Below are 21,897 nucleotides of genomic sequence, written 5' to 3' on the forward strand. Positions count from 1 at the left end.
GTCCACGACAGCCTTCAGCTGCTGCAACGCAGCATCGCGCGCCACGTCGGCGAGCGCGACCTGGCGCTGCAATCGGTGGGTGCCGAACGCGACCGGCTGGAGTCCGCCGTCCAGCAGCGCACCAGCGACCTGACGCGGCTGAACCGGGTGCTCGAATCGGCATCGCGGCTGTCGGCACGCCTGATCTACCTGCCGCCGGACGCCTACCCGACGGCGCTGCGCATGGCCCTCGGCGACATCGCCGCGCTGCTCGGCGCGCGCGGCTGCGCGCTGGCCGAACGCAACGACGGCCGGCGCTGGGCCTGGACCTTCACCAGCGGCGACGCCACGCGCCCGGCCGAAGGCGGCGAGCTGCCGCCGCTGTTCCCGGTCGATGGCTGGGAAACCCAGTGGTGCACCGAGAGCAGCGACTGCGCCGAGGCGCGCGCGCTGCTGCACGCCACCGGCGCCCGCGTGCTGCAGGCGTGCCGCCACGACGCCGCCGATGGCGGCCAGCTGCTGGCCTGCCTGGACCTGGCCGAGCCGGTGCACGAGCGCGAGATCGCGCTGATCGCCAAGCCGCTGTTCGGCGCGCTGGCCCGCTGGCGCGACCTGGCGCAGCTGGAACAGGCGCGGCGCGAACTGCTGCACCAGTCGCGCAGCGATGCCCTCACCGGCCTGGCCAACCGCCGCGCCTTCGACGAGCGCAAGCTCGAGGAAGTCCGCCGTGCGTGGCGCACCAACCGCCCGCTCAGCCTGGTGATGGTCGACATCGACTTCTTCAAGCGCTTCAACGACCGCTACGGCCACGCGGCGGGCGACGAATGCCTGTCGCGCGTGGCGCGTGCCATCGGTGCCGCCTTCGAGCGCGGCGGCGAATGCGCGGCACGCATCGGCGGCGAGGAGTTCGCGGTGCTGTTGCCCGACGTGTCGATGGCCGACGCCGAGCGCCGCTGCGAGCGCATCCGCCAGACCATCCGCCACATGGCGATCCCGCATGCCGATGCGCCGCTCGGCATCGTCAGCGTCAGCATGGGCATCTCGACGCTCGGCATGGGCGAGCGCACGCCGCCCGACATCGCCTTCGACCGCCTGATGAAGCGCGCCGACCTGGCGCTCTACGGCGCCAAGTCGGCCGGCCGCGACACGGTGGTGGCGCTGGTCTGAACTAGTGCACGGGCAGCCATGGCGCGATGAACGCGAGCAGCCGCTGCCGCGAGCGCTGCAGCGCCTCGGGGTTGCCGCCGACGTGCACGCCCTGGCCCGGGTGGCTGCCGTTCGGCACCTCCTTGCGCACGCGCACCGGCGCGTGCGAATCGAAGCCGTGCCAGGCCCCGTCATAGCCCTCGATCTGCACCAGCGGCACGCCCGGCGTCGCCGCCGCGGCGGCCTGTGCGGCCAGCGCATGGCAGGGCGCCGCCGGGGTCCAGTCGTCGGCCTCGCCGACCATCATCAGCAGCGGCGAGGCCGGGTCGTAGCCGCGCTGCAGGTCGGCCTCGCAGCCGGGGTAGAACGCGATCGCGAAGGCCGGTCGCACAGGTGCCTCGCGCACCTCGCCGTGGCGCCGGTTGGTGGCCGACAGCACCGTGCTGCCGCCGTTCGACCAGCCGACGAGGCCGAGCCGCTGCGCGTCGACGTCGGGCCGCTGCGCAAGCCAGTGCAGCGCTGCCAGCGCATCGAGCCGACGGTTCGCCTGCGTCACCTGGCGCGTGCCGACGCGCTGCGTGCACAGCTCTTTCTCGCCGCGCGGCGTCAGCGAATCCAGCACCAGCGCATGCATGCCCTGGCGGTTGAAGAGCTGCGCGTACTCGCGCATGCGCTCGCCCAGCTGCCCGTGGTGGTCGTACGGGCCGCTGCAGCCGTGCAGCAGTACCACGGCGGGGGCCTGCCGCGCAGGGGCGGCGAACCAGTAGCCCTTCAGCACCACGGCCGCTCCGGCACGGCGGTCGAAGCTGTCGAACGAGACCTCGGACTGCGCCTGCGCATCGCGCGCGAAGGCAGCGGCCAGCAGCAGGCCGGCGGCGATCCGGTGCCGCGGCCTCATGGCTTCATTCCGTCCGGCGCCGGGCCGGCCGCGGGCGGCAGCGGTGCGAAGTTCAGCGCCTGCGTCCCCGGCGCCGCGGTCAGCGTCGTGACGCCCGCGACGCCGAAATCCGCTGTACCGCCGACCCGCCGGTAGCGCCATTGCATCTGGCTGCGCCAGGCCCCGGCGCGCTCGAGGCTGCGCTCGCCCTGCAGCTGCACGCGCGCGCCCTTGCCGCCCAGTTCGCCCATCAGCTCGACCAGCGCCAGCCGCAGGCCCGGTCCCGAGGTGCGCTCGGCCCACACCATGCAGCGCGAACCGGCCGATGCGACCAGCAGCACGCGGCTGTCGCTGCCGGGCGCGGCCAGCACCGAGCCCGCTGCGCCGTCGAGCAGCCCGTCGGTCGAACCGCGCATCGGGTCGACCGGCGAGAAGCCCGCGCCGAGCGCCCAGTCGACCGCCGCCGCGGCCTGGCCCTCGGTCTGGATGCAGGCGTCGCGGAACAGCCGCGCCACGTTGCGCGGGTCGACCCACGGCGATCGCGCCGAGGCCTCGCCCTCACCCTCTGCGGGCGCCTGCGCCGCCGCCGGCAATGCCAGTGCGATGCCCAGAGCCCATCCGATGCCGATGACCATCCTCACGTCCGTCTCCTTCGCCGCGATGGCGCCGAAGACGGGATCGTCGCACAGCGGCGTGAAGGCGCGCTATGCCTCGGCATCGTCAGGGCCCGAATGGCGCCGCGTCAGCCGGATGTCGGTGTCGTGCTCCGCCGCGTCTTCGCTGCTGCGGGCGGACTCGACGTCGGTGATGCGCGCCGGCTGCGGCTGGCCCGAGCCGGCCTCGGCGAACGGCTCGTACAACAGGGCATTGACGCCGCCGACGATGAAGTCGGACGTCAGCTCCTGGAACTTCTCCGGCAGCTTCTTGCCGGTGACGCCGGTCAGCGCGATCGTGGTCGCCAGGATGCCGGTGCGCACCGCCCACGGGCCGAGCGCGCCGTTGGCCACGTAGCCGCCCTTCCAGCCTTCCGAATGGATGCCCAGTTCCAGCGTGTGCGGCTCGGTGTGGTTGCCGTCGGCCAGCACCTTCGAGCCCTCCGGGCGGCCGTCCAGCGGCGCCTGGTCGACGCCCTTGTCGAAGAACTTCGCGCGCAGCGCCGGGATCGACTGGAACATCAGGTCCTCGCCGATCTCGCCGAGCAGGTTGATGAACGCGCGCGCGCCGGCGTTGGCGAGCTGCTCCTTCACGCCGGTGCCGGCCTTGTAGGCGCCCGGTCCGGAAGGCGACGCGAGCTTGGACATGCACAGGTTCACGATGCCCTGGTCGAGCCCGTAGCCGAGCATCATCGCGCCCCAGCGCGTCCAGTCGGAATGCAGGCCCTCGGTGTTGGCGTTGTCGAGCCGGACGTTGGACTGCACCAGCAGGTCGCGCATCGCGGTGTAGGCGGTGAACGCCATGTGCAGCGACGCGTTGTCGGGCGCAGCGCCCGATTGCAGCTCGTAGGCCGTCGCGGCCAGTGCGGTGGCGGCCATGATCGCGCGCGAACGGCGGCTGACGGCGGTGGCGGTGCCCGCCTTCTCGTCGCGGTACGCGCCATAGGCGTGGGCCGCCAGCGCCGGGCCCAGGCCGAGCAGCGTGCCCGCCGTCGCCTTCCCGGCGGCGCTCACGTTGTAGTGCTGCAAGGCGGCTTCGAAGCCATGGCTGAGGAACTGGCGCGCGAAGGTCGGGATGCCGACCGACATGAAGTTGCGTGCCGTCACGTTGGCCACCGAGGCCGCGATCTTGGCGGGCTTGCTGGCGAAGTCGTTGTTGCGGCCGACGCGCAGCGCGAAGTCCTTCGCGGAAGCGAACACGCCCCTGGATGCCTCGGGGTGCAGCGCCATCAGCGCATGGCCCGCGAACGCCTCCTCGCTCACGCCATCGCGCCGGGCTCGCGTCATCGCGTCGTCCAGCGCTTCGACGTCGATCTCCTTGCGGACCTCATCGCGCGCCTTGAGCACATCGCCCTCGGTGGGGACGTGCGAAGGCTTGCGCCCGCCCAGCATGATCGCCGGCGACTCGGGGTTCTCGGGCAGCTTGGCCTTCCGGATCTCGCTCAGCGGCGTGGTCTCGAGCGGCACGGCGGGCTCGGGCTCGTCGCTCTTCGCGCTCGAATGCAAGGCGGCCAGCCTGGCGGCGGCCTCGCTGTCCGAGCGTCGCCGGACCGATGCCTGGCTGCCGATCGAGTTGGCGCGGCTGCGCGCCTTCGGCAGGCCGGCGTCCTCGGCGGTGATGTCGTGCGACGAACCGCTGCGGCTCGCCGTCGACGGCGCGGGCAGCGGCACGTTCGCCGGATTCGGCAGGCTCGACTGCGAACTCGTGCGGTGGATCGTGCTGGAGGGGACGGGGGGGAGCGCCATGGCGGAACCTCGATGGGGGGTCGTTGAAGTACCCGATCGATTCTTGCCATCCGGGCCGTGACGGCCGCATGACATGCGAAGCGGCGTCGCCGCCGGCGAAGCTCAGACCGCCGGCGTCGCTCCGCCCAGCGCCTTGCGCAGGCGCCCCGGCGCCATCCCGTACAGCTGCTGGAAGTGCCGGATGAAATGCGAGGCGTCCGAGAAGCCGCTCTCGCCGGCGATCGTGACCACCGGCAGGTCGGTCGTCGTCAGCAGGTAGCGCGCGTACTTGAGCCGCGCATTGCGGTAGTACTCCGACGGGCTCGCGCCGGTCTCGGCGAGGAACACGCGCTCCAGCTGCCGGCTGCTCGACCTGACCAGCCGCGCGATCACCGCGATCTCCAGCGGCGTCGTGATGTTCTTCTCCATCAGCACCACGGCCTCGCGCAGCTTCTCGTGCTCGCTCGATTCATAGCCCAGCGCATGCCGGCGCGCCACGTGGGTGGCGGTCTTCTCGGCGTTCACCGTCATCTGGTGCACCACCTTGGCCGCGCGGTCGGCGCCGCAGTGCACGCGCACCAGCTCGGCCGCCAGCTCGACGATCGAGATGCCGCCGGCGCAGGTGATGCGGTTCGATCCGATCGCATAGTGCGAGCGCGTCTCGAAGGCCAGTGCCGGGTGCATCGCCTGCCAGTCGTCGACGTGGAACGGGTGGATGCACGGCGCGTGGCCGTTCAGCAGGTCGAGCCGCGCCAGCACGAAGCTGCCGGTGCAGATGCCGATCAGCGGCAGCTGGGCCGCCGCCACCGAGCGCAGGAAGCTGACGTAGCGCGGGTCGGCACTGCCCAGCTGCGGCAGCAGGCCGCCGATGACAGCGACGTAGTCGTAGTCGAGTTCGGCCGACAGCGGCTGGTCCACCGGCACGCGCACGCCGCAGCTCGCGGTGACCGACTCGCCGGGGATGCCGAGGATGGCCCACGAGCAGCGGTTCTGCCGGCTCTGGTCGCCCAGGTCGGCGGCATGGCGCAGGCCGTCGCACAGGCCGGCCAGCGACAGCAGCGGAAACCCCGGCCACAGCAGGATGCCCACGCGCAGCTCGGCACTCGATGCCTGCTTGCGCCCCGGCCTTGGAGACGCGGAGAGCCCGGCCTGGTCCAGGCGCTCGACCAGCGAGCGCGATTCGTCGAGCGGCACCGTTTCGTTCAGGGTTTTCCCGGCATGTCGCATCCGTTCAATATAGCCGCACGCCCCTGCCATGCCCCGGCGGCGATCGTTCCTAGCATTCGCCTCCATGAACGACATCCTGCTGACGGTCAAGGGTTTGAAGAAGAGCTACGGCGCGACCGAGGTGTTGAAGGACATCTCGTTCCAGCTGCAGCGCGGTGAGACGCTGTCGCTGATCGGGCCCAGCGGCTCGGGCAAGTCGACCTGCCTGCGCTGCGTGAACTTCCTCGAGAAGCCGAGCGGCGGCGAGATCGTGCTCGAAGGCGAGCGCATCGGAACGGTGCGCACCGGCAACGGGCGCGAACGCATCATGAGCGACCGCGAGCTGGCACCGCAGCGCAGCGAGATCGGCATGGTGTTCCAGGGCTTCTACCTGTGGCCGCACTTGAACGTACGCGACAACGTCGCGCTGGCGTCGATCAAGGCCGGCGGCATGCCGCGCGCCGAGGCCTACGCGCTGGCCGAGCAGATGCTCGACAAGGTGCACCTGCGCCACAAGGCGGGCGAGTACCCCGAGCGGCTGTCCGGCGGCCAGCAGCAGCGCGTCGCGATCGCCCGCGCGCTGGCGCAGAAGCCGAAGCTGATCCTGTTCGACGAGCCGACCTCGGCGCTCGACCCCGAGCTGGTGGGCGAGGTGCTGGGCGTGATCCGCGAGCTGGCCGAGGAAGGCCGCTCGATGATCCTGGTGACGCACGAGATCCGCTTCGCCCGCGACGTGGCCGACCGCGTGATCTTCATGGACGGCGGCGTGATCGTCGAAGAGGGCCCGGCCGCCGACGTGATCAACCGGCCGTGCAAGGAGCGCACGCGCGCCTTCCTCGGCCAGGTCGGCGAAGCAGCCGGGCTGGCGGCGTGATGCCGGCCGCCCTCCCCGTCATCCTGCTGACGCTGCTCGAAGGCGCGGTCACGGCCGCGCAGGTGGCGCTCGGCGCGGCGCTGATCGCCTTCGTGCTCGGGCTGGCCCTCGCGCTGGTCGACGTCTTCAGCCGCTTCGCGCTGCTGCGCACCGCGATCGGCGCCTACGTCGAATGGATGCGCAACGTGCCGGCGCTCGCCCACCTGTTCGTGCTCTATTTCGGGCTCGCGTCGATCGGGCTGCGCTTCTCTCCGAAGGGCGCGGCCATCGTCGGGCTGGGCCTGGTCGGCGCCGCGGTGCTGTGCGACGTGTTCGGTGCCGGCATGCGCGCGCTGCACGTCGGCCAGCGCGAGGCGGCGCTCGCCTGCGGCCTGTCGCCGCTGCAGGCGCTGCGCTTCATCGTGCTGCCGCAGATGCTGCGGCTCACGCTGCCGGCGATCGGCAACTACGCGAGCCAGCTGATCAAGGACACCTCGATCGCGTCGGCCATCGCCGCGCCCGAGATCATGTTCTATGCGCGCAACCTGGTGACCTCCACCTTCCAGACGCCGCTGATCTATGCCAGCGCCGTGCTGCTGTACGCAAGCATCGTGTTCCCGGTCAGCTGGGCCTTCAACCGCATGGAACACCGACTGGGGGTGGGACGATGAGCGGCTTTTTCCAGGTCTACCGCGAGTACCTGCCGGAATGGTGGCCGCGGCTGATCGAGGCGGCGCGCGTCACCGCCGAGCTGTCCAGCTTCGGCTTCCTGCTGGCCCTCGTGCTGGCCGGCGTGCTGGTGGCGATGGCGCGCTCGCCCTGGCGGGCGCTGCGCTGGGCCTCCAACGCCATCGTGCAGTTCGTGCGCGCGGTGCCGCTGCTGGCGCTGCTGCTGGCGCTGTACTTCGGGCTGCCGGCCTTCGGGCTCACGCTGTCGGGCTACTGGGCCGGCATCCTGGGCCTGGGCCTGCAGGGCGCGGCCTACGTGGCCGAGGTGCTGCGCGGCGGGCTCGATTCGGTGCACCGCGGCCAGCGCGAGGCGGCGCTCGCCGCCGGCCTCACGCCGCGCCAGGTCTTCGCGAACGTGGTGCTGCCGCAGGCGCTGCGCGTGATGCTGCCGCCGCTGGTGAACTGCTACGTCTCGCTGCTCAAGGACAGCTCGCTGTGCGCGCTGATCGCGACCGACGAGCTGATGCTCGCTGCGCGGGCGATGTCCAGCGAGTACTTCCTGCCGCTGCACATCTTCGTGCTGGTCGGCCTGTTCTATTTCGCAATCGCGTTCCCGCTGTCGATGTTGTCCCGCCTGCTCGGCAGGCGGTTGTCGCGGGGGCGCCGCGCCCTGGGGATGACATGACGACACCGACCATCGACAACCTGGCCCATGCCTCGCTCGAAGCCACCGCCGCCGCGATCAGCGACGGCCAGATCACCAGCGAAGCGCTGGTCGACCACCAGCTGGCGCGCATCGCCCGCCTGGACCCGCAGCTGAAGGCCTTCGTCGAGGTCTATGCCGACGAGGCGCGCCAGGTGTCGCGCGCGCTCGACGACCTGCTGCGCGCCGGCATCCGCCTCGGGCCGCTGCACGGCGTCACGGTGGCCATCAAGGACCTGTTCGAGATCGAGGGCCGGCCGATCGGCGCCGGTTCGCGCGCGATGCCGGCCAAGGTGTCGGCCCACAACGCGACGGTGGTCGACCGGCTGCGCGCCGCCGGCGCGGTGATCCTGGGCAAGACGCAGACGGTGGAATTCGCGTTCGGCGGCTGGGGCACCAACGCGGTGATGGGCACGCCGTGGAACCCGTGGGACCTGCAGGTGCACCGCGTGCCGGGCGGCTCGAGCAGCGGCTCGTCGGTGGCGGTGGCCGCCGGCATGGCCTGCGCGGCGCTGGGCACCGACACCGGCGGCTCGGTGCGCATCCCGGCCGGGCTGTGCGGGCTGGTCGGGCTGAAGACGACCCACGGGCTGGTCAGCCGGCACGGGCTGGTCGAGCTGTGCCCGACGCACGACACCGTCGGGCCGATCACGCGCACCGTGCGCGACGCGGCCCTGCTGCTGGACGCGATCGCCGGGCCGGACCCGCGCGACCCGGTGAGCGCCGATGCGCCGGTGCGCCGCGTGATCGGCAGCATCGAGCACGGCGTGGCCGGCACCCGGGTGTGGGTGCTGCCGGCCTCGGAGCGGCATTCGATCGAATCGGACGTGCTGGCGCTGTACGACCGGGCGTTGGCGACGCTGTCCGGGCTCGGCATGCAGCTGGTGGAACGCGCGCTGCCGCAGAGCCTGACCGAGTCGATGCGCATCGCCGGCAAGCTGATGAGCGCCGAGGGCTATGCCAACCTGGGCGAGCTGTTCGAGCAGGACCTGGTGTTCGACCCCCATGTGCGGCGCCGCATCCTGGCCGGCAAGGACATCGACGCCGCGCAGTACATCGAGCTGCTGAAGATGCGCGACAAGGCCCGCAACGCGATGCTCGACGCGATGGAGGGCGTGGACGTGTGCTTCATGCCGACCAACTCGATCACCGCCATCCCGGTGCAGGAGGTGGACGAGCTGTCGACGCCGCTGTCGCGCTTCGGCCGCTTCGTGAACCTGCTGGACCTGTGCTCGATCGCGGTGCAGGCCGGTTTGTCGGGCCAGGGGCTGCCGGTGTCGGTGCAGTTCGTCGGCCGGCCGATGGCCGAGCCGCTGATCCTGCGCATCGCCCATGCGTTCGAGAAGGCGACCCCGTGGCACCAGGCGGTGCCGCGCGGGCTGGATTGACCCAACCCCCAAAGACATGCTTCACATCACCGATTCCCAAGTCGCCGAGCTGCTGGATTTCCGCGGCGTCGCCAACATCCTGGCGCAGGCCTTCCAGGACCTGGCCGACGGCCGGGCCGCGGTGCACGGCCGGCAGCGCACCGATTGCGCCGGCGTGCGGCTGAGCACCATGGGCGGCGTCTGGGCCGCGCGCGCGGTGGCCGGCGTCAAGGTCTACCCGACGGTGGCCGGGCAGTTCAGCTTCTCGGTGATCCTGTTCGACCTGGCCACCAACACGCCGGTGGCGGTGCTCGACGGCAACGAGCTGACGCGCTTTCGCACCGCGGCGATCACGCGCCTGGTGGCGTCCAAGGCCGCCCGGCCGGATGCCCGCAAGCTGGCGCTGTTCGGCGCCGGGCTGCAGGGCCGCTCGCAGGCGCAGGCGCTGTGCGAGGTGTTCCGCTTCGACGAGATCTGCGTCGTCGACCCGCGGGCCGACGCGGCCTGGTGCGAGCGGCTGCAGGCCGACAGCGGCGCGCGCGTGCGCACCACCACCGCCGAGCGCGCGGTGCGCGAGGCCGACATCGTGGTCACCGCGACGCGCTGCGCCGAGCCGGTGTTCAACGGCGAGTGGCTCGCGCCCGGCGCCTTCGTGGCCGCCATCGGCACCAGCACGCCGAAGGGCCGCGAACTGGACGACACGACAATGTCGCGCGCCGCGCGCATCGTCGTCGAATGGAAGCAGCAAAGCCTGGTCGAGGCTGGCGAGATCGTGCTGTGGAACCAGCGCCACCAGACGGAGAAATACGTCGAGCTGCCGCAGCTGTTCAGCGGCGAGGCGCCGTGGCAGTTGCCGCAGACCGGCATCACGGTGTTCAAGTCGGTCGGCGTCGGCCTGTCGGACGTCGCGACCGCGCAGCTCGCGCTGTCGCGCGCGCGTGGAGGCTGGATGCTGGCGGCCGACGAGCATGCGGCATGAGGGTCTGCGTCATCGGGGCCGGCATCGTCGGCTGCGCCAGCGCATACCAGCTGGCCCGCGCCGGCTTCGACGTGCAACTGCTCGACGCGGCGCCCGAACCGGGCACGCAGACCAGCTTCGCCAACGGCGCCCAGCTGAGCTACAGCTACGTCGAGCCGTTCGCGTCGCCGGGCACGCTGCGCTCGCTGCCGAAGATGCTGTTGTCGGCGGATTCGCCGGTGAAGTTCAGGCTGCGCGCCGACTGGCGGCAATGGGCCTGGGGCCTGAGCTTCCTGGGCGCGTGCCGGCGCGACACCGCACTGCGCGGCACGGCCACGCTGCTCGGCCTGGCGCAGCGCAGCCGCCAGGTGCTGGACGGCTGGATGCGCGACGAGCACTGGTCGTTCTCGTTCGCGCAGAACGGCAAGCTGGTGCTGTGCCCGGACGCGGCGACACTGCAGCGGCAACGCGCGCAGGTCGAGGTGCAGGCGGCGCTCGGCTGCCGGCAGGAGCTGCTGTCGCCTGACGAATGCCGTGCGCGCGAACCGGCGCTCGGCGCCGCGCTGGACGGCATCGCCGGCGGCATCTGGACGGCGGACGAATGCGTCGCCGATCCGTACCTGCTGTGCCGCGAGCTCGTGGCCGGCTTGCGGCGGCGCGGCGGCCGCGTGTCGTTCGACACCGCGGTCGACGGCTTCGTGCGCGAGGGGCGGCGCTTCACCGCGGCACGGACGACGCGCGGCGAGATCGCGGCCGATGCCTTCGTGCTGGCGGCAGGCCCGCATGCGGCGGCGCTTGCGTCGGGCTTCGGCGTGCACCTGCCGGTCTACCCGGTCAAGGGCTACAGCATCACGCTGCCGTTTCGCGGCAGCGCGCGGCCGGCGGCCAGCGTGACGCACCTCGGGCGCAAGACGGTGTTCGCGCCGCTGGGCGACCGCCTGCGCGTCGCGGCGATGGCCGAGATCACCGGCTACGACCTGGCGGTGCCGGCCTCGCGCGTGCAGGCGATGCTCGACAGCGTGGAGGCGGTGTACCCGGGCCTGTGCGAGCTCGACGACCCGCAGGCCTGGGCCGGGCTGCGCCCCGCGACGCCCGATTCGGTGCCGATCATCGGGCCTGTGCCGGGCAGCAACATGTTCATCAACGCGGGCCAGGGGGCGCTCGGGCTCACGCTGGCGGCGGGCAGCGCGCAGCAGTTGTCGGACCAGTTGCGGCAGCGTTTCGCACGCACCGATTCGAGGCCCTGAGGACTTTCCCGGCATGTCGCAAACGTGCCATTGCGCTGTCAGCGCCTGCCATCCGCCACGCGGTGTCGTCCCTATATTCGCTGCCGTTCTACGCACAGAACGTCAACACTTTCAGGAGTTCCCCATGTTGAACGGACGCATTCGAATCGCTGCCCTGCTGGCCACGCTGCTGGGCGCCTTCACCGCCGCGGCATCGGTGGCCGCGCAAACGGTCGAGACCCTCGAGAAGGGATCGCTGACCATCGCCTTCACCGGCGACATGCCCGGCACCGGCTACCAGGACGGCAAGATGGTGGGCTACGACGGCGAGATCCTGCAGCGCATCAGCGAGGCGGCGAAGCTGAAGGTCAAGCCGGCGCTGATGGAGTGGTCGGGCACGATCGCCTCGGTGCAGTCGAAGCGGGTCGACGTGATGGCCGGCACCATGGGCTGGACCGAGCAGCGCTCGAAGATCATGACGCTGAGCGACCCGATCCACTACTTCAAGAACGGCATCACGCAGGCCGACAAGAACAACTGGAGCCGCCTGAAGGACCTGGAAGGCAGGAAGGTCGGCACCATCACCGGCTTCTCGTTCATCCCCGAGCTGCGCAAGATCGGCGGCCTGCAGCTGTCGCTGTACGACACCTCCGACGCCGCGGTGCGCGACCTGATGGCCGGCCGCATCGACGCCGTCATCGGCGACCCGCCGGTGATGCAGTACGCGATCTCGCGCAACCCGCAGTGGCACATCAGGTTCAATGCCTTCACCGACGCATCGCCCGACTTCCCGCTGCTGACCGGGCTGGGCCAGGTGGTGTTCGGCCTGAACAAGGACAACCCGGAGCTCGCCAAGGCGGTCAACGCCGAGATCGCGAAGCTGTGGCAGAACTGCGAGCTGCGCAACATCGGCAAGACCTACGGCCTGGTGCAGGACGTGTGGTACGTGCCGGCCGGTGCGAACCTGCGCGCCGGCGTCGACCGCCCGGCCGACTGGAAGCTGCCCAGCTGCAAGCCGGCAGGCTGACACAGGGCCCCCCAGTCGTCGCTCCGCTCCTCCTGCCCCCGAGGGGCGCCTCCCGGCGGCCCGGCGAAGCCGGTTCCGCGGGAGTGGCTTGAAGGGTACTTCGCTTGTGCGGTCGGCACGGTCTTCGGGCGGACATACCGCGGTTCGGTTGCCGGTTCGCACCGGCAGCGTGCGGCACGCACACTCGCTTCACACCACGAACTGCCCCACCTGCCATCGTGAAGACCATGCCCACGTCGACCCCCTCCCTGCCTGCCGGCGAGTTCCTGTCCGAGATGTCGCTGCTGATGGGACTGCCGCAAGGCGGTGCCACGGCGCTGCAGGACAGCGGGGCCTTCTGGGGCCCCGGCGGCCTGCTGTGCCGGCTGCAGATGCAGCAGGACGGCGCCGTCACCGCCGTGCGGCCGCAGGTGCTGCTGCCGATGCTGGCGCGCGAACTGGGCGGCTGGCGCGTCGAGCAGATGATGGCGATGCAGCAGGCCGTGCTGCTCGAGTACGGCTGGATGCTCGGGCTGTCGTCCGAGGGCATGCTGCAGCTGAGCCCGATGAAGTGGATCGAGCAGCCGAGCGACGCCGTCGCGGCCCTCGACCTCGGCCATGCGGTGGGCATGCAGGCGCTGGAAACCTTGTTCGTCGAGGACGAGGACGACGGCGACGACGACCTCTCGCCGCCGGTGCGCCCGACGCTGCAGTGAACCCGGGCGCGACACCAACGCCGCGCCAGCAATGAACTAGCGCCGCACCAGCGCGCGCTCCAGCGCCAGCAGGAAGGCCTCGCGCTCGATCTCGTCGTCGATGTGCCGGCCCATCAGCCGGTAGAACTCGTCTCGCGACGACGCCCGCGCCCCTGCGCGCGACACGATCACCCGCGCGATCGGCCCCAGGTGCCGGGCCAGCGTCTGTTCGGCCACGCGCATCACCTGGTCGTCGACCAGCGTGTCGTCGCTCGCGCGCGGACGCGCCGCCACCGCCGCGCCGCCCGACCCGAGCGTGCCGAACGCGCTGGGCCGGGTGCGCGTGCGCTGCAGGAACTGGTCGCGCCCGGCTTCGGAGTCGATCTGCTCGGCCAGCCTCAGGCGCAGTGCATCGAGGTCGGTGGTCGAACGGGAGGCGCGCCGCACCAGCACGCGCGCCAGCGGGCCCACGCTGTGCGCCAGTTCCGATTCGAGCATCTGCAGCGTCTGCGCATGCCATTGCGACGGCGCGGGCAGCGTCGGCTGCGACGGGGCTTCGTCCAGGCCGGCGAAGCCGGTGCCGGCCTCGACCGAGCTGGCGAATGCAGGCAGCCCCAGCGCCGGGCTCGCCTGCGCGGTCAACGCCTGCTTGAACTCGAGCGCGGTCGCGAAGCGGTCATCGGGGCGCTTGGCCATCGCCTTCGCCACCAGCGGATCGAACCAGGCCGGCCGCTGGCTGCCGTGCACGCGCGACGGCGGCAGCGGGTCGCTGCTGAGCGTCTGGAACATCACGTTCTCGTTGCTGCCGACGAAGGGCGGACGGCGCGCCAGCAGCGTGTAGAGCAGCACGCCGGCGGCGAAGACGTCGACGCGCCGGTCGACCTGTTCGCCGGCGTATTGCTCGGGCGCCATGTGGCCGGGCGTCCCGATCGTGGAACTGACCTGGGTCAGGCCCATCGTCGCGATGCGCGCGATGCCGAAATCGGCGATCTTCAAGCGCCCGTCGTTGGTCCACAGCAGGTTGGCTGGCTTGATGTCGCGGTGCCACACGCCCTGCTCGTGCGCATAGTGCAGGCCGTCGAGCAGCTGGCACATCAGCGCGACGATGTCGAGGTCTTCGAAGCGCATGCCGCGGCGCAGCGGCTCCTTCAGCGTCGACCCCTGCACGTACTCCATCACGATGTAGGGCTCGTGCTCGTGCTCGCCGTAGTCGTGCACCGCGACGATGTTGTGGTGCATCAGGCGCGCGGCCGCCTGGGCTTCGTTGCGAAAGCGCGCGAGCAACGCGGCGCCGCCCGGATCGCCCAGCGGGCGGCGCAGCGTCTTGATCGCGACGGTGCGTCGCAGCACGGTGTCGGTGGCCTTGTAGACCACGCCCATGGCGCCTTCGCCGATGACCTGGTTGATCGTGTACTTGGACAGCTGCGTCGGATGCATCAGATGGCGCCTCCCCAGACGCTGTGCTTGATGACTCTTTCTCGGAGCTTACCCGGGAATCTGCGCAGGCGACTGCGGGGTGCAGCAAGACCCCGGATTGGCATCCGGGCTGCATGACGCCCCCTCGCCAGGCTTGGGGCGGCCCGCACATCCCGCCGATGCTTGTCGCCCCACCTTTCAGCCAGCTGACGAATGCCCGTTCGCAAGCGCTTTCACATTCCCTTCGCGAACGCGTGCTGCGCTTCGGGTTTGCACCCGCCCGGGGCGGTTGCGGTCTCTAACCTTGCAGCCATGCAGTCGACGCCCTGAACCGGCAACGACAGCCAACGAAACCGGACCGAAGCCGTGCGAATCCTGACCACCCTGATTGCCGCCGCCGTACTCGCCAGCACGCAGCCCGCCGCTGCCGCCAGCGCGACGCCGTTCTCCGGCAAGCGCTTCGTCTACCGCGCCGACGGCAAGAAGCTCTCCGACGTGCTGCAGGACTTCGCGTCCAGCCAGGACATGCCGATCGTCGTCGACTCCGGCGTCGACGGCACCGTCAACGCCAACTTCAACACCCGCCCCGAAGACTTCCTGAACGCGATGACCCGCACCTACGGCGTCATCTGGTACTTCGACGGCACCACGCTGTTCATCTATCCGTCCCGCGCCATGCAGAGCCGCGTGTTCCGCATGCGCGGCTACGACCGCCAACAGGTGCGCCAGATGCTCGGTTCGCTGGGCCTGGGCGATGCCCGTTTCCCGCTGCGCTTCGACGACCGCCAGCAGACCCTGCTCGCCTACGGCCCGCCGCGCCACATCGAACTCGTGTCGACCGTGCTCGAACAGCTCGAACGCGACGGCCACGACCGCGTCGGCAAGTCGATCCAGGTGTTCCCGCTGCGCTTCGCGACCGCCGGCGACCGCGTGTTCGGCAACGTCAAGGTGCCCGGCCTGGCCAGCACGCTGAACAGCCTGTTCTCCAGCAACGGCGGCGGCAGCGGCGCCAATGCCGGCGCGCAGGCCCTGAAGGGCACCGTCAACGGCATGGTCGGCCGCGCCGACAAGGCACGCGCCGCGCAAGCCACCTACGGCATGAAGCTGCCCGAGAACCCGGGCGGCAACAGCGCCGGCAAGCGCGACGACGAGCTGCGTGCCAACCAGCTCAGCGCCGCCGACCCGGTGAGCCCGGTCGAGGCCGAGCGCCCGTTCTTCCAGGCCGAGGAAGCCACCAACGCCATCATCGTGCGCGGCCTGCCCGACCGCATGCGCGAGTACGAGACGCTGATCCGCCAGCTCGACATCGCGCAGGACCTGGTCGAGATCGAGGCGTCGATCATCGACGTCAGCAGCGATGCCTTCGAATCGCTGGGTGTCGACTGGACCTTCAGCAAGGATGGCGTGACCCGCCTGACGGTGTCGCCCGGATCGCCCGGCTCGCAGCCCGGCAGCGCCGGCAGCAACACGCTGGCCGGCACCAACATCACGACGCTCGTCGGCAACGCCGGGCAGCAGTTGCTGGCCCGCATCCGCGCCCTCGAGGGCAGCGGCAAGGCCAACATCCTGGCGCGCCCCAAGGTGCTGGGGGCCGTCAACCGCACCGCCAGCATGACCGACAAGCGCGTCGCGTCGGTCAAGGTCGCCGGCAACCTGGATGCCAACCTGTTCACCGTCGAGGCCGGCACCACGCTGCAGGTGACACCGCAGATCGTCAACTACCAGGACCACCGCGAGGTGCGGCTGTCGCTGTCGATCCAGGACGGCAACTTCGAGGGCACGGTCGTCGATTCGGTGCCCATCGTCAAGCAGACCGAGATCAACACCGAGGCCACCGTGCGCGAAGGCGAGAGCCTGCTGATCGGCGGCATCTCGGTCGAGAGCAACAGCCGCAGCCGCAGCGGCGTGCCGGGCCTGTCGCGCATCCCGCTGCTCGGCGCCGCCTTCCGTCACGACGAGAAAGCCAACTACCGCAGCGAGCGCCTGTTCCTGCTGACGCCGAAGGTGATCTCGGTCGGACGCGTCGCGGCGGTGCGCAATCCGGAGCCGGCACCGGTTCCAGCCCCCACGCCGTCACCGGCCCCGGCCGTGCCCGTCCCCGGCCTGCCGCTGCCGCCCACCACGCCGCCGGCACCGCCCGCCTCGTCGACGCCGCGCACCGGCAGCACGCAACGCGGCTTCGCCGGGCCGACCACGCTGGCCGCGCTGACCACCTACGGGGCGCTGTCGCCCGGCTACGTGGTGCCGACGCTGAAGCCGCTGCTGACGGCCCGCGCCGCGCTGCTGCCGAACAGCCCGGCACCGGCCGGCACCGCAGGCGCCGCCAGCACGACGAAACCTGCCACCGCGCCCGCCAAGCCCGGCTGCGCCGCCAAGGCCCTCGGCCTGGCCACCGGCTGCGACACCAAGGGAGCCCGCTGACATGACAAGCACACGCCTTCGCATCCTGAACGGCACCCACGCCGGTGCCTTCCTGGACCTCGGCCCCGGAACCTACTCGATCGGACATGCAGATGATTGCGACGTATCCATCGCCGACTGGCATTTCGAGACCCTTTCGCTGCGCATCGGCACCGACGCCGTCGCGCAGGTCGAATGGACCCGCGGCAGCCCGCAACGCCTGCGCTTCGACGACTTCGTGCCGGTCGATTTCGACGGTATCAGCGTCTGCACCGGCCCCAGCGATGCCCAGTGGCCCGGCGATGCCGCGCTCGTGGCCGCAACCCGTGCCGTCGCGCCGTCGGGCAGCCTGGCTGCCGTCGGGCAGCGGCTGGTGGCCCGCCCGGCCCGTGCCGTACCCGGCGCTGTCGCGGTGATCGTCGCGCTGGCCTCGGCCGGCTGGCTGATGTCGGCCAGCTCGAAGACCGCCGACGTCCCCGGCCCGACGCTGGAGATGAGCCGCGACACGCTGCAGCGGGCGCTCGACGGCGTGGCCGCCGGCCGGCTGCAGGTGCGCATCGCGCAGGGCACGCTGAGCGTCGACGGCCTGATCGACAACGCCGAGCAGGCGCGTGCGGTCGGCGCCGCGATCAAGGCCGCGCCGCTGCCCTTCGCGCTGCAGCAGCACGTGTCGGTCGCGAGCGACGTCGCCGAGGCCATCCGCAATGCGGTCGGCCTGCCCGGCGCGCAGATCGCCTACCGCGGCGCGGGCGTCTTCAGCTACGCGGCGCGTGCCACCGACGTGGCCGCCACGCAGGCCGCGCTCGATCGCGTCACCGCCGACCTGTCGCCTGTCGTCAAGCGCATCGACGCGGTGCTCGAGGAGCCCGCGGCACCGCAACCGCCGGGGCCGGCCGTGCTGTCGTCCCTGTCCACCGACGGCGTGTCGGTGATGGAAACCCGCGACGGCGTGAAGCACATGGTGCTCACCGTCGCCCCCGATGCGGTGCTGGCCGATGGCCGCACCGCCCACCTTGAAGGAGCCCACTGATGAGCCTCGCCCTCACCCCGCCGTCCGCCGAGCTGCTGTCCGACCTCGACAAGCTCGAAGCCACCGTGCACGGCGACAGCACCGGGGACAAGACGCGCCGCCTCGCCAAGTACTTCGCGCAGGCCGAGACGCTGAGCCAGCAGGCGCAGCTGCGAGCGACCGACTTCGAGGAGAAGACCTTCGCCGCGCTGGTCGGCGATGCCTTCGCCGCGTCGCGCCGCATCGTGCTGCTGGCCTGGCAGAAGCACCACGGCCGCGAACTGACCACCTGATTCGAAAGAGCTTCGCAACCCGCTCTCGAAAGCGGACCTCGCGCGAGGTCCGGAAAGAGGTTGCATCTTGTCCATCCACTTCCATTGAAAGGAAACACCATGCCCATTCCCTTCCTCGCCTCCGCAGGTTCCATGGCCACCAAGCTCCTCGGTGGCGGCAGCAACATCCTCGGCAAGGGCGGCGCGACCGCCTCCAACATCGACCACGCCGCCGGCGGCGGTGCCTCGTCCGGCATGCTGGGTGCACAAGCCGGCGCGGCGGCCGAAGGCGCCGGCAACACGCTGAGCTCGCTCGGCAAGAGCGACGTCAACGCCACGCAGAAGTCGCTCGGCGACGCCGTCTCCGACGCGCAGGCGATGACCGAGATGCAGATGCAGGCCAGCTCGGCCATGGCCAAGATGAACATGATGGCTTCGATCAACGACGGCCTGAACAGCGTCATGAAGAAGGCCGGCGAGTCGTTCAAGTCGGCCGCGCAGTAAGCGCATTCATGGCGGACCGACCGTCCGCCCTTTTTCTGCAGTACCCCCGGGGCATCGGGTCGGCGATGCCACCTTCGAATTCACCTTGATCCCGCATGAAGGAACCCACCATGCCCGCTCCCAAGCTGCCGAAGTGGCAAACCGATCTGTTCGCCGCGGTGTACTCGCTGGCGACCGACGTCGCGCCGCGCGCCGACGTGGCCGCGGTGCTGCGGCTGATGGCCGCCGTGCACCCGAACCTGCCGCAGTTGGTGGCCGCCGAAGCCCGGCTGCTGATCCATGCCGGCGACCTGTCCGGCGCACGCGCCCTGCTCGACCGCGGCGAAGCGGCGCATCCGTCCAACGCGGTGATCAAGGCCATGCTGTCGTTCTGCCTGTTCGTGCAGCAGGACGGCCTGTGGGAGGCCTATGCCGAGGAAGCGCTCGCGCTGCCGCACGATGCCGCGGCGCGCGGCATCATCGATGCGCTGGAGACGGCGTCCGGCCAGCAGGTGCGCGTGCGTGCCGCCGATGCGCCGGCGCAGTCCGGCAGCCACCTGTCGATGGTGCCCCCGATGGGCATGGCCTGCTGAGCGAGGACGCCGCCATGATGAACGCCATCGCTTCCATCGGTCCCGTCGACCAGGCGCTGAAGGCCCTGGCCAGCCACGCGACGCAAGGCGCCGGCCCCGGCGCGGCCGTGCCGCCGGCCCAGGCCTCGGTCACGCCCGAGATGCAGCAGAACTTCCAGGCGCTGATGCAGCGCAACACCGACCACGCCGCGGCATCGGTCAGCCATCCCGGCAACGTGATCACCAACGTGATCGAGCGCCAGCAGGGCGACCTGCAGCGCGTCGAAGGCCAGGTGCAGGGCTTCCTCGATGCGGCGCCCGGCATGGGCGCCTCCGAGGTGGTCGCCGCGTCGATGGCCGTCAGCCGCAACGTCGCGGTGACCAACCTGAAGCTGCAGATCGCGACCTCGATCACGCAGGGCTCGAACAAGAGCCTGCAGACCCTGTTGAAGAACCAATAGCCCCCAGCCCACCGATCCATCCGAAGGAGTCCACCGTGCCGCACCGTCCCCTCCCCCTGCTGCTCGCCGCCTGCGTGCTCGCGCTGGCCGGCTGCAAGCAGGACCTCTACACCAGGCTGAGCGAGGCCGACGCCAACGACATGCTGGGCGTGCTGCTGATGGCCCGGCTCGACGCCGCCAAGTCCAGCCCCGACGGCAAGACCTGGAACGTCGCGGTCGAGACCGACCACATGGGCCGCGCGCTCGCCGTGCTGCGCGCCAACGGCCTGCCGGCCGAGCGCCGCGCCAACCTGGGCGACATGTTCAAGAAGGACGGCCTGATCTCCACGCCGACCGAGGAACGCGTTCGCTTCATCTACGGCGTGTCGCAGGAACTCGAGAAGACGCTGTCGAGCATCGACGGCGTGGTGTCGGCCCGCGTGCACGTGGTGCTGCCGAACAACGACCCGCTGGCCGAGCACGTGAAGCCGTCGAGCGCGTCGGTCTTCATCAAGCACCGCAGCGAATCGAACGTCGCGACACTGGTGCCGACGGTGAAGAACCTGGTGGTGCGCAGCGTCGAGGGCCTGGCCTACGAGAACGTCAACGTGACCCTGGTCGCGGCGGCGGCGCTGCCCGAGGCCACCACCGCGGCACTCGCCGAGCGCAGCGGCCTGTCGCCGGTGCTGGCCATCGGCCTGCTGCTGCTGGTCGCGGCACTCGGCGGCGGCGGGTACGTCGGCGCCAGGCGCTTCGGGCTGTTGAAGCCGCGCACCCCGGCCGAAGCGGCCGCCGGAGCCGCCTGATGAACGCGCTGCCCGCGTCCGCCGAACCCGTGCCGCTGCTGCGCCACCTGATGGCGACGGCGCGCGCGAAATCGGACGACCTCGTGTCGCAGCTGCACCCGGCCTGGGTGCAGGCCGCCTGGCAGCGCATCGGCTACGACGCCGCGCCGGCCGCCGCCACGGGCCCGCGCTGCAGTGCCGCGCTGGCCGCGGTGTACGGATTGCGCTGGGCCTCGCTGGCGGCCTTCCGCCAGCGCGCCCACCGGATCGCGCTGCTGCCTCGCGACCGCTTGCTGCGCGTGCTGGCGGCGATCGGCCTGCATGCCGAGCGCGAACGCGTGCGGCGCAGCATCGTGCGTTCGACGCGGCTGGCGATCATCGAGCGCATCGGCGAGCCCGCCTACGACGAACTGCTCGCCGCGCCGGCCGGCGCGCCAGGCCAGGGCGGCCCGCTGTCGGTCGCCGAGCTCGACCTGGAGCGCCTGGCCGCCGCCGGCTGCGCGCACCTGGGCGCGCGCCGCGAATGGCACTGYCGCGATTCGCTGGCCTGGGTGCGGCTGGCGCTCGCGCCGGGCAGCACGCCGGCCTCCCCTTCCCCCAGCGCGGCGGTGCACGACACCGAATCGCCGCTGGCCCGTCTTCCCCACTACTTTCCGGAGCATGCATGGCTGTTTGGCTCACCCATGGACCGTGCACTGTCGGCCTAGACGACGGCGTGCTGCGCGCGCAGGACCACGCGCGGCTCGCCTCGGCGGCTGAAGTCGCGGACGCGATCGACGCCGAGCGCGAGCGCGTGCTCGCCGAGGCACAGGCGCAGGCCGACGCACTGCTGGCCGACGCGCAGACCCAGGCCGACGCACTGATCGCGCAGGCGCAAGCGCAGTTCGACGGCGCGTGGCAGCAGGGCTTCGACCAGGGCATGCAGGATGCCGCCGCGCACTGGGCGGCGCAGCAGCTGCAGGCGGCCGAGGCGCGCCGGCGCAGCCTGGTGYGGCAGAGCGAGCGGCTGTCGGGCATCGTCTCGATGGCGGTGGAGCGCGTGATCGAGCAGGAGGACCGCAGCGCGCTGTTCCGCCGCTCGCTGCGCACCATCACCCGGCTGGTGAAGGATGCGCCGATGCTGACGCTGCGCGTGCCCGAGGCCGACCGCGACAGCGCGCAACGCGCCGTCGACGAGGCGCTGGCGCAGGCCGGCACCGCGCTGTCGATCGAGGTCGTCACCGACCCGCAGATGCCCGAGGGCGCCTGCCGCTTCGAATCCGACGGCGGCGTGATCGACGCCGGGCTGGACACGCAGCTGGCGGCGATCCGCCGTGCGGTCGAGCGCGCGGCGCGGCAGATGGCGCAGGAGGACGTCGGCGAAGGCGACGACGCTGACGCCGCGGATGACGCGGCGGACGACGCCGACGTCGAGGCGGACACCGAGGCCGACACCCCCCACCTGGAAGCCGCCTGAC

General features: G+C 71.3%; 23 protein-coding genes. 18 read left to right on the top strand and 5 right to left on the bottom strand.

Annotation, left to right across the window (positions count from 1 at the left end):
- On the top strand, positions 1 to 1,146 hold a 1,146-nt coding region (locus AC1DYN_RS19575), incomplete at its 5' end, for a GGDEF domain-containing protein (RefSeq protein WP_477962590.1).
- A 1-nt stretch (position 1,147) separates the two neighbouring features.
- Here the strand turns inward: AC1DYN_RS19575 and AC1DYN_RS19580 are convergent.
- The 4 genes from AC1DYN_RS19580 to AC1DYN_RS19595 all read right to left on the bottom strand — a co-directional run bounded on the left by AC1DYN_RS19580 (position 1,148) and on the right by AC1DYN_RS19595 (position 5,607).
- Positions 1,148 to 2,023, bottom strand: a complete 876-nt coding sequence (locus AC1DYN_RS19580; RefSeq protein ID WP_477962592.1) for a dienelactone hydrolase family protein — start codon at positions 2,021 to 2,023, stop codon at positions 1,148 to 1,150.
- The gene (locus AC1DYN_RS19585) at positions 2,020 to 2,637 is read right to left on the bottom strand and encodes an NMCC_0638 family (lipo)protein (protein ID WP_477962669.1); all 618 of its coding nucleotides are present in this window, start codon (positions 2,635 to 2,637) and stop codon (positions 2,020 to 2,022) included. The genes AC1DYN_RS19580 and AC1DYN_RS19585 overlap by 4 nt, the downstream gene beginning before the upstream one ends.
- A gap of 69 nt (positions 2,638 to 2,706) precedes the next feature.
- A complete protein-coding gene (locus AC1DYN_RS19590) occupies positions 2,707 to 4,401 on the bottom strand; it encodes a hypothetical protein (RefSeq protein ID WP_477962593.1) in 1,695 nt (564 codons plus the stop codon).
- Between the two features lie 102 nt (positions 4,402 to 4,503).
- Positions 4,504 to 5,607, bottom strand: a complete 1,104-nt coding sequence (locus AC1DYN_RS19595) for a GlxA family transcriptional regulator (protein ID WP_477962595.1) — start codon at positions 5,605 to 5,607, stop codon at positions 4,504 to 4,506.
- 64 nt (positions 5,608 to 5,671) lie between these two features.
- Between AC1DYN_RS19595 and AC1DYN_RS19600 the strand changes: the two genes are divergently transcribed.
- The 8 genes from AC1DYN_RS19600 to AC1DYN_RS19635 all read left to right on the top strand — a co-directional run bounded on the left by AC1DYN_RS19600 (position 5,672) and on the right by AC1DYN_RS19635 (position 13,084).
- Positions 5,672 to 6,460: an amino acid ABC transporter ATP-binding protein gene (locus tag AC1DYN_RS19600; RefSeq protein ID WP_477962597.1), complete on the top strand. Its 789-nt coding sequence runs from the start codon at positions 5,672 to 5,674 to the stop codon at positions 6,458 to 6,460.
- Positions 6,460 to 7,110: an amino acid ABC transporter permease gene (locus tag AC1DYN_RS19605; RefSeq protein ID WP_477962599.1), complete on the top strand. Its 651-nt coding sequence runs from the start codon at positions 6,460 to 6,462 to the stop codon at positions 7,108 to 7,110. The genes AC1DYN_RS19600 and AC1DYN_RS19605 overlap by 1 nt, the downstream gene beginning before the upstream one ends.
- Complete coding sequence (locus AC1DYN_RS19610) at positions 7,107 to 7,793, top strand: amino acid ABC transporter permease (protein WP_477962601.1); 687 nt, start codon at positions 7,107 to 7,109, stop codon at positions 7,791 to 7,793. The genes AC1DYN_RS19605 and AC1DYN_RS19610 overlap by 4 nt, the downstream gene beginning before the upstream one ends.
- A complete protein-coding gene (locus tag AC1DYN_RS19615; RefSeq protein WP_477962603.1) occupies positions 7,790 to 9,199 on the top strand; it encodes an amidase in 1,410 nt (469 codons plus the stop codon). Before AC1DYN_RS19610 ends, AC1DYN_RS19615 begins: the two co-directional genes overlap by 4 nt.
- Before the next feature lie 16 nt (positions 9,200 to 9,215).
- Positions 9,216 to 10,157, top strand: a complete 942-nt coding sequence (locus AC1DYN_RS19620) for an ornithine cyclodeaminase family protein (RefSeq protein WP_477962605.1) — start codon at positions 9,216 to 9,218, stop codon at positions 10,155 to 10,157.
- Positions 10,154 to 11,383: a D-amino acid dehydrogenase gene (locus AC1DYN_RS19625; protein ID WP_477962607.1), complete on the top strand. Its 1,230-nt coding sequence runs from the start codon at positions 10,154 to 10,156 to the stop codon at positions 11,381 to 11,383. Before AC1DYN_RS19620 ends, AC1DYN_RS19625 begins: the two co-directional genes overlap by 4 nt.
- A 124-nt stretch (positions 11,384 to 11,507) precedes the next feature.
- Complete coding sequence (locus AC1DYN_RS19630) at positions 11,508 to 12,389, top strand: ABC transporter substrate-binding protein (protein ID WP_477962609.1); 882 nt, start codon at positions 11,508 to 11,510, stop codon at positions 12,387 to 12,389.
- Between the two features lie 227 nt (positions 12,390 to 12,616).
- On the top strand, positions 12,617 to 13,084 hold the full coding sequence (locus AC1DYN_RS19635) for a hypothetical protein (protein WP_477962611.1): 468 nt from the start codon (positions 12,617 to 12,619) through the stop codon (positions 13,082 to 13,084).
- Between the two features lie 36 nt (positions 13,085 to 13,120).
- On the opposite strand, the gene AC1DYN_RS19640 is transcribed toward AC1DYN_RS19635, so the two are convergent.
- A complete protein-coding gene (locus AC1DYN_RS19640; RefSeq protein ID WP_477962613.1) occupies positions 13,121 to 14,500 on the bottom strand; it encodes a serine/threonine-protein kinase in 1,380 nt (459 codons plus the stop codon).
- A 345-nt stretch (positions 14,501 to 14,845) separates the two neighbouring features.
- On the opposite strand from AC1DYN_RS19640, the gene sctC reads away from it, so the two are divergent.
- The 9 genes from sctC to sctL all read left to right on the top strand — a co-directional run bounded on the left by sctC (position 14,846) and on the right by sctL (position 21,896).
- Positions 14,846 to 16,900 carry a type III secretion system outer membrane ring subunit SctC gene (gene sctC, locus AC1DYN_RS19645; protein ID WP_477962615.1) on the top strand — a complete coding sequence of 685 codons (2,055 nt, stop codon included), beginning with the start codon at positions 14,846 to 14,848 and terminating at the stop codon, positions 16,898 to 16,900.
- 1 nt (position 16,901) lies between these two features.
- Positions 16,902 to 17,909 (top strand): hypothetical protein, encoded by a 1,008-nt coding sequence (locus AC1DYN_RS19650; protein WP_477962617.1) that lies wholly within the window; start codon positions 16,902 to 16,904, stop codon positions 17,907 to 17,909.
- Complete coding sequence (locus AC1DYN_RS19655; protein ID WP_477962618.1) at positions 17,909 to 18,181, top strand: hypothetical protein; 273 nt, start codon at positions 17,909 to 17,911, stop codon at positions 18,179 to 18,181. Before AC1DYN_RS19650 ends, AC1DYN_RS19655 begins: the two co-directional genes overlap by 1 nt.
- Positions 18,182 to 18,280: 99 nt before the next feature.
- Entirely contained in the window at positions 18,281 to 18,664 is a 384-nt protein-coding gene (locus AC1DYN_RS19660; RefSeq protein ID WP_477962620.1) for a hypothetical protein, read from the top strand.
- Between the two features lie 110 nt (positions 18,665 to 18,774).
- Positions 18,775 to 19,236: an HrpB1 family type III secretion system apparatus protein gene (locus tag AC1DYN_RS19665; RefSeq protein WP_477962622.1), complete on the top strand. Its 462-nt coding sequence runs from the start codon at positions 18,775 to 18,777 to the stop codon at positions 19,234 to 19,236.
- Between the two features lie 14 nt (positions 19,237 to 19,250).
- Positions 19,251 to 19,676: a hypothetical protein gene (locus AC1DYN_RS19670; RefSeq protein ID WP_477962624.1), complete on the top strand. Its 426-nt coding sequence runs from the start codon at positions 19,251 to 19,253 to the stop codon at positions 19,674 to 19,676.
- A gap of 35 nt (positions 19,677 to 19,711) precedes the next feature.
- Complete coding sequence (sctJ, locus tag AC1DYN_RS19675; protein ID WP_477962626.1) at positions 19,712 to 20,461, top strand: type III secretion system inner membrane ring lipoprotein SctJ; 750 nt, start codon at positions 19,712 to 19,714, stop codon at positions 20,459 to 20,461.
- Positions 20,461 to 21,147, top strand: a complete 687-nt coding sequence (locus AC1DYN_RS19680; RefSeq protein ID WP_477962628.1) for a type III secretion protein HrpB4 — start codon at positions 20,461 to 20,463, stop codon at positions 21,145 to 21,147. The genes sctJ and AC1DYN_RS19680 overlap by 1 nt, the downstream gene beginning before the upstream one ends.
- Positions 21,105 to 21,896 (top strand): type III secretion system stator protein SctL, encoded by a 792-nt coding sequence (gene sctL / locus AC1DYN_RS19685; RefSeq protein WP_477962630.1) that lies wholly within the window; start codon positions 21,105 to 21,107, stop codon positions 21,894 to 21,896. Before AC1DYN_RS19680 ends, sctL begins: the two co-directional genes overlap by 43 nt.
- Position 21,897: the final 1 nt, after the last annotated feature.

It is taken from the genome of Rhizobacter sp. P2_D12, assembly GCF_056404395.1.

What these genes read in the sequence shown, in the direction of transcription:
- AC1DYN_RS19580 (WP_477962592.1), bottom strand. Translation starts at nt 2,023, where the DNA reads ATGAGGCCGCGGCACCGGATCGCCGCCGGCCTGCTGCTGGCCGCTGCC.
- AC1DYN_RS19585 (WP_477962669.1), bottom strand. Translation starts at nt 2,637, where the DNA reads ATGGTCATCGGCATCGGATGGGCTCTGGGCATCGCACTGGCATTGCCG.
- AC1DYN_RS19590 (WP_477962593.1), bottom strand. Translation starts at nt 4,401, where the DNA reads ATGGCGCTCCCCCCCGTCCCCTCCAGCACGATCCACCGCACGAGTTCG.
- AC1DYN_RS19595 (WP_477962595.1), bottom strand. Translation starts at nt 5,607, where the DNA reads ATGCGACATGCCGGGAAAACCCTGAACGAAACGGTGCCGCTCGACGAA.
- AC1DYN_RS19600 (WP_477962597.1), top strand. Translation starts at nt 5,672, where the DNA reads ATGAACGACATCCTGCTGACGGTCAAGGGTTTGAAGAAGAGCTACGGC.
- AC1DYN_RS19605 (WP_477962599.1), top strand. Translation starts at nt 6,460, where the DNA reads ATGCCGGCCGCCCTCCCCGTCATCCTGCTGACGCTGCTCGAAGGCGCG.
- AC1DYN_RS19610 (WP_477962601.1), top strand. Translation starts at nt 7,107, where the DNA reads ATGAGCGGCTTTTTCCAGGTCTACCGCGAGTACCTGCCGGAATGGTGG.
- AC1DYN_RS19615 (WP_477962603.1), top strand. Translation starts at nt 7,790, where the DNA reads ATGACGACACCGACCATCGACAACCTGGCCCATGCCTCGCTCGAAGCC.
- AC1DYN_RS19620 (WP_477962605.1), top strand. Translation starts at nt 9,216, where the DNA reads ATGCTTCACATCACCGATTCCCAAGTCGCCGAGCTGCTGGATTTCCGC.
- AC1DYN_RS19625 (WP_477962607.1), top strand. Translation starts at nt 10,154, where the DNA reads ATGAGGGTCTGCGTCATCGGGGCCGGCATCGTCGGCTGCGCCAGCGCA.
- AC1DYN_RS19630 (WP_477962609.1), top strand. Translation starts at nt 11,508, where the DNA reads ATGTTGAACGGACGCATTCGAATCGCTGCCCTGCTGGCCACGCTGCTG.
- AC1DYN_RS19635 (WP_477962611.1), top strand. Translation starts at nt 12,617, where the DNA reads ATGCCCACGTCGACCCCCTCCCTGCCTGCCGGCGAGTTCCTGTCCGAG.
- AC1DYN_RS19640 (WP_477962613.1), bottom strand. Translation starts at nt 14,500, where the DNA reads ATGCATCCGACGCAGCTGTCCAAGTACACGATCAACCAGGTCATCGGC.
- AC1DYN_RS19650 (WP_477962617.1), top strand. Translation starts at nt 16,902, where the DNA reads ATGACAAGCACACGCCTTCGCATCCTGAACGGCACCCACGCCGGTGCC.
- AC1DYN_RS19655 (WP_477962618.1), top strand. Translation starts at nt 17,909, where the DNA reads ATGAGCCTCGCCCTCACCCCGCCGTCCGCCGAGCTGCTGTCCGACCTC.
- AC1DYN_RS19660 (WP_477962620.1), top strand. Translation starts at nt 18,281, where the DNA reads ATGCCCATTCCCTTCCTCGCCTCCGCAGGTTCCATGGCCACCAAGCTC.
- AC1DYN_RS19665 (WP_477962622.1), top strand. Translation starts at nt 18,775, where the DNA reads ATGCCCGCTCCCAAGCTGCCGAAGTGGCAAACCGATCTGTTCGCCGCG.
- AC1DYN_RS19670 (WP_477962624.1), top strand. Translation starts at nt 19,251, where the DNA reads ATGATGAACGCCATCGCTTCCATCGGTCCCGTCGACCAGGCGCTGAAG.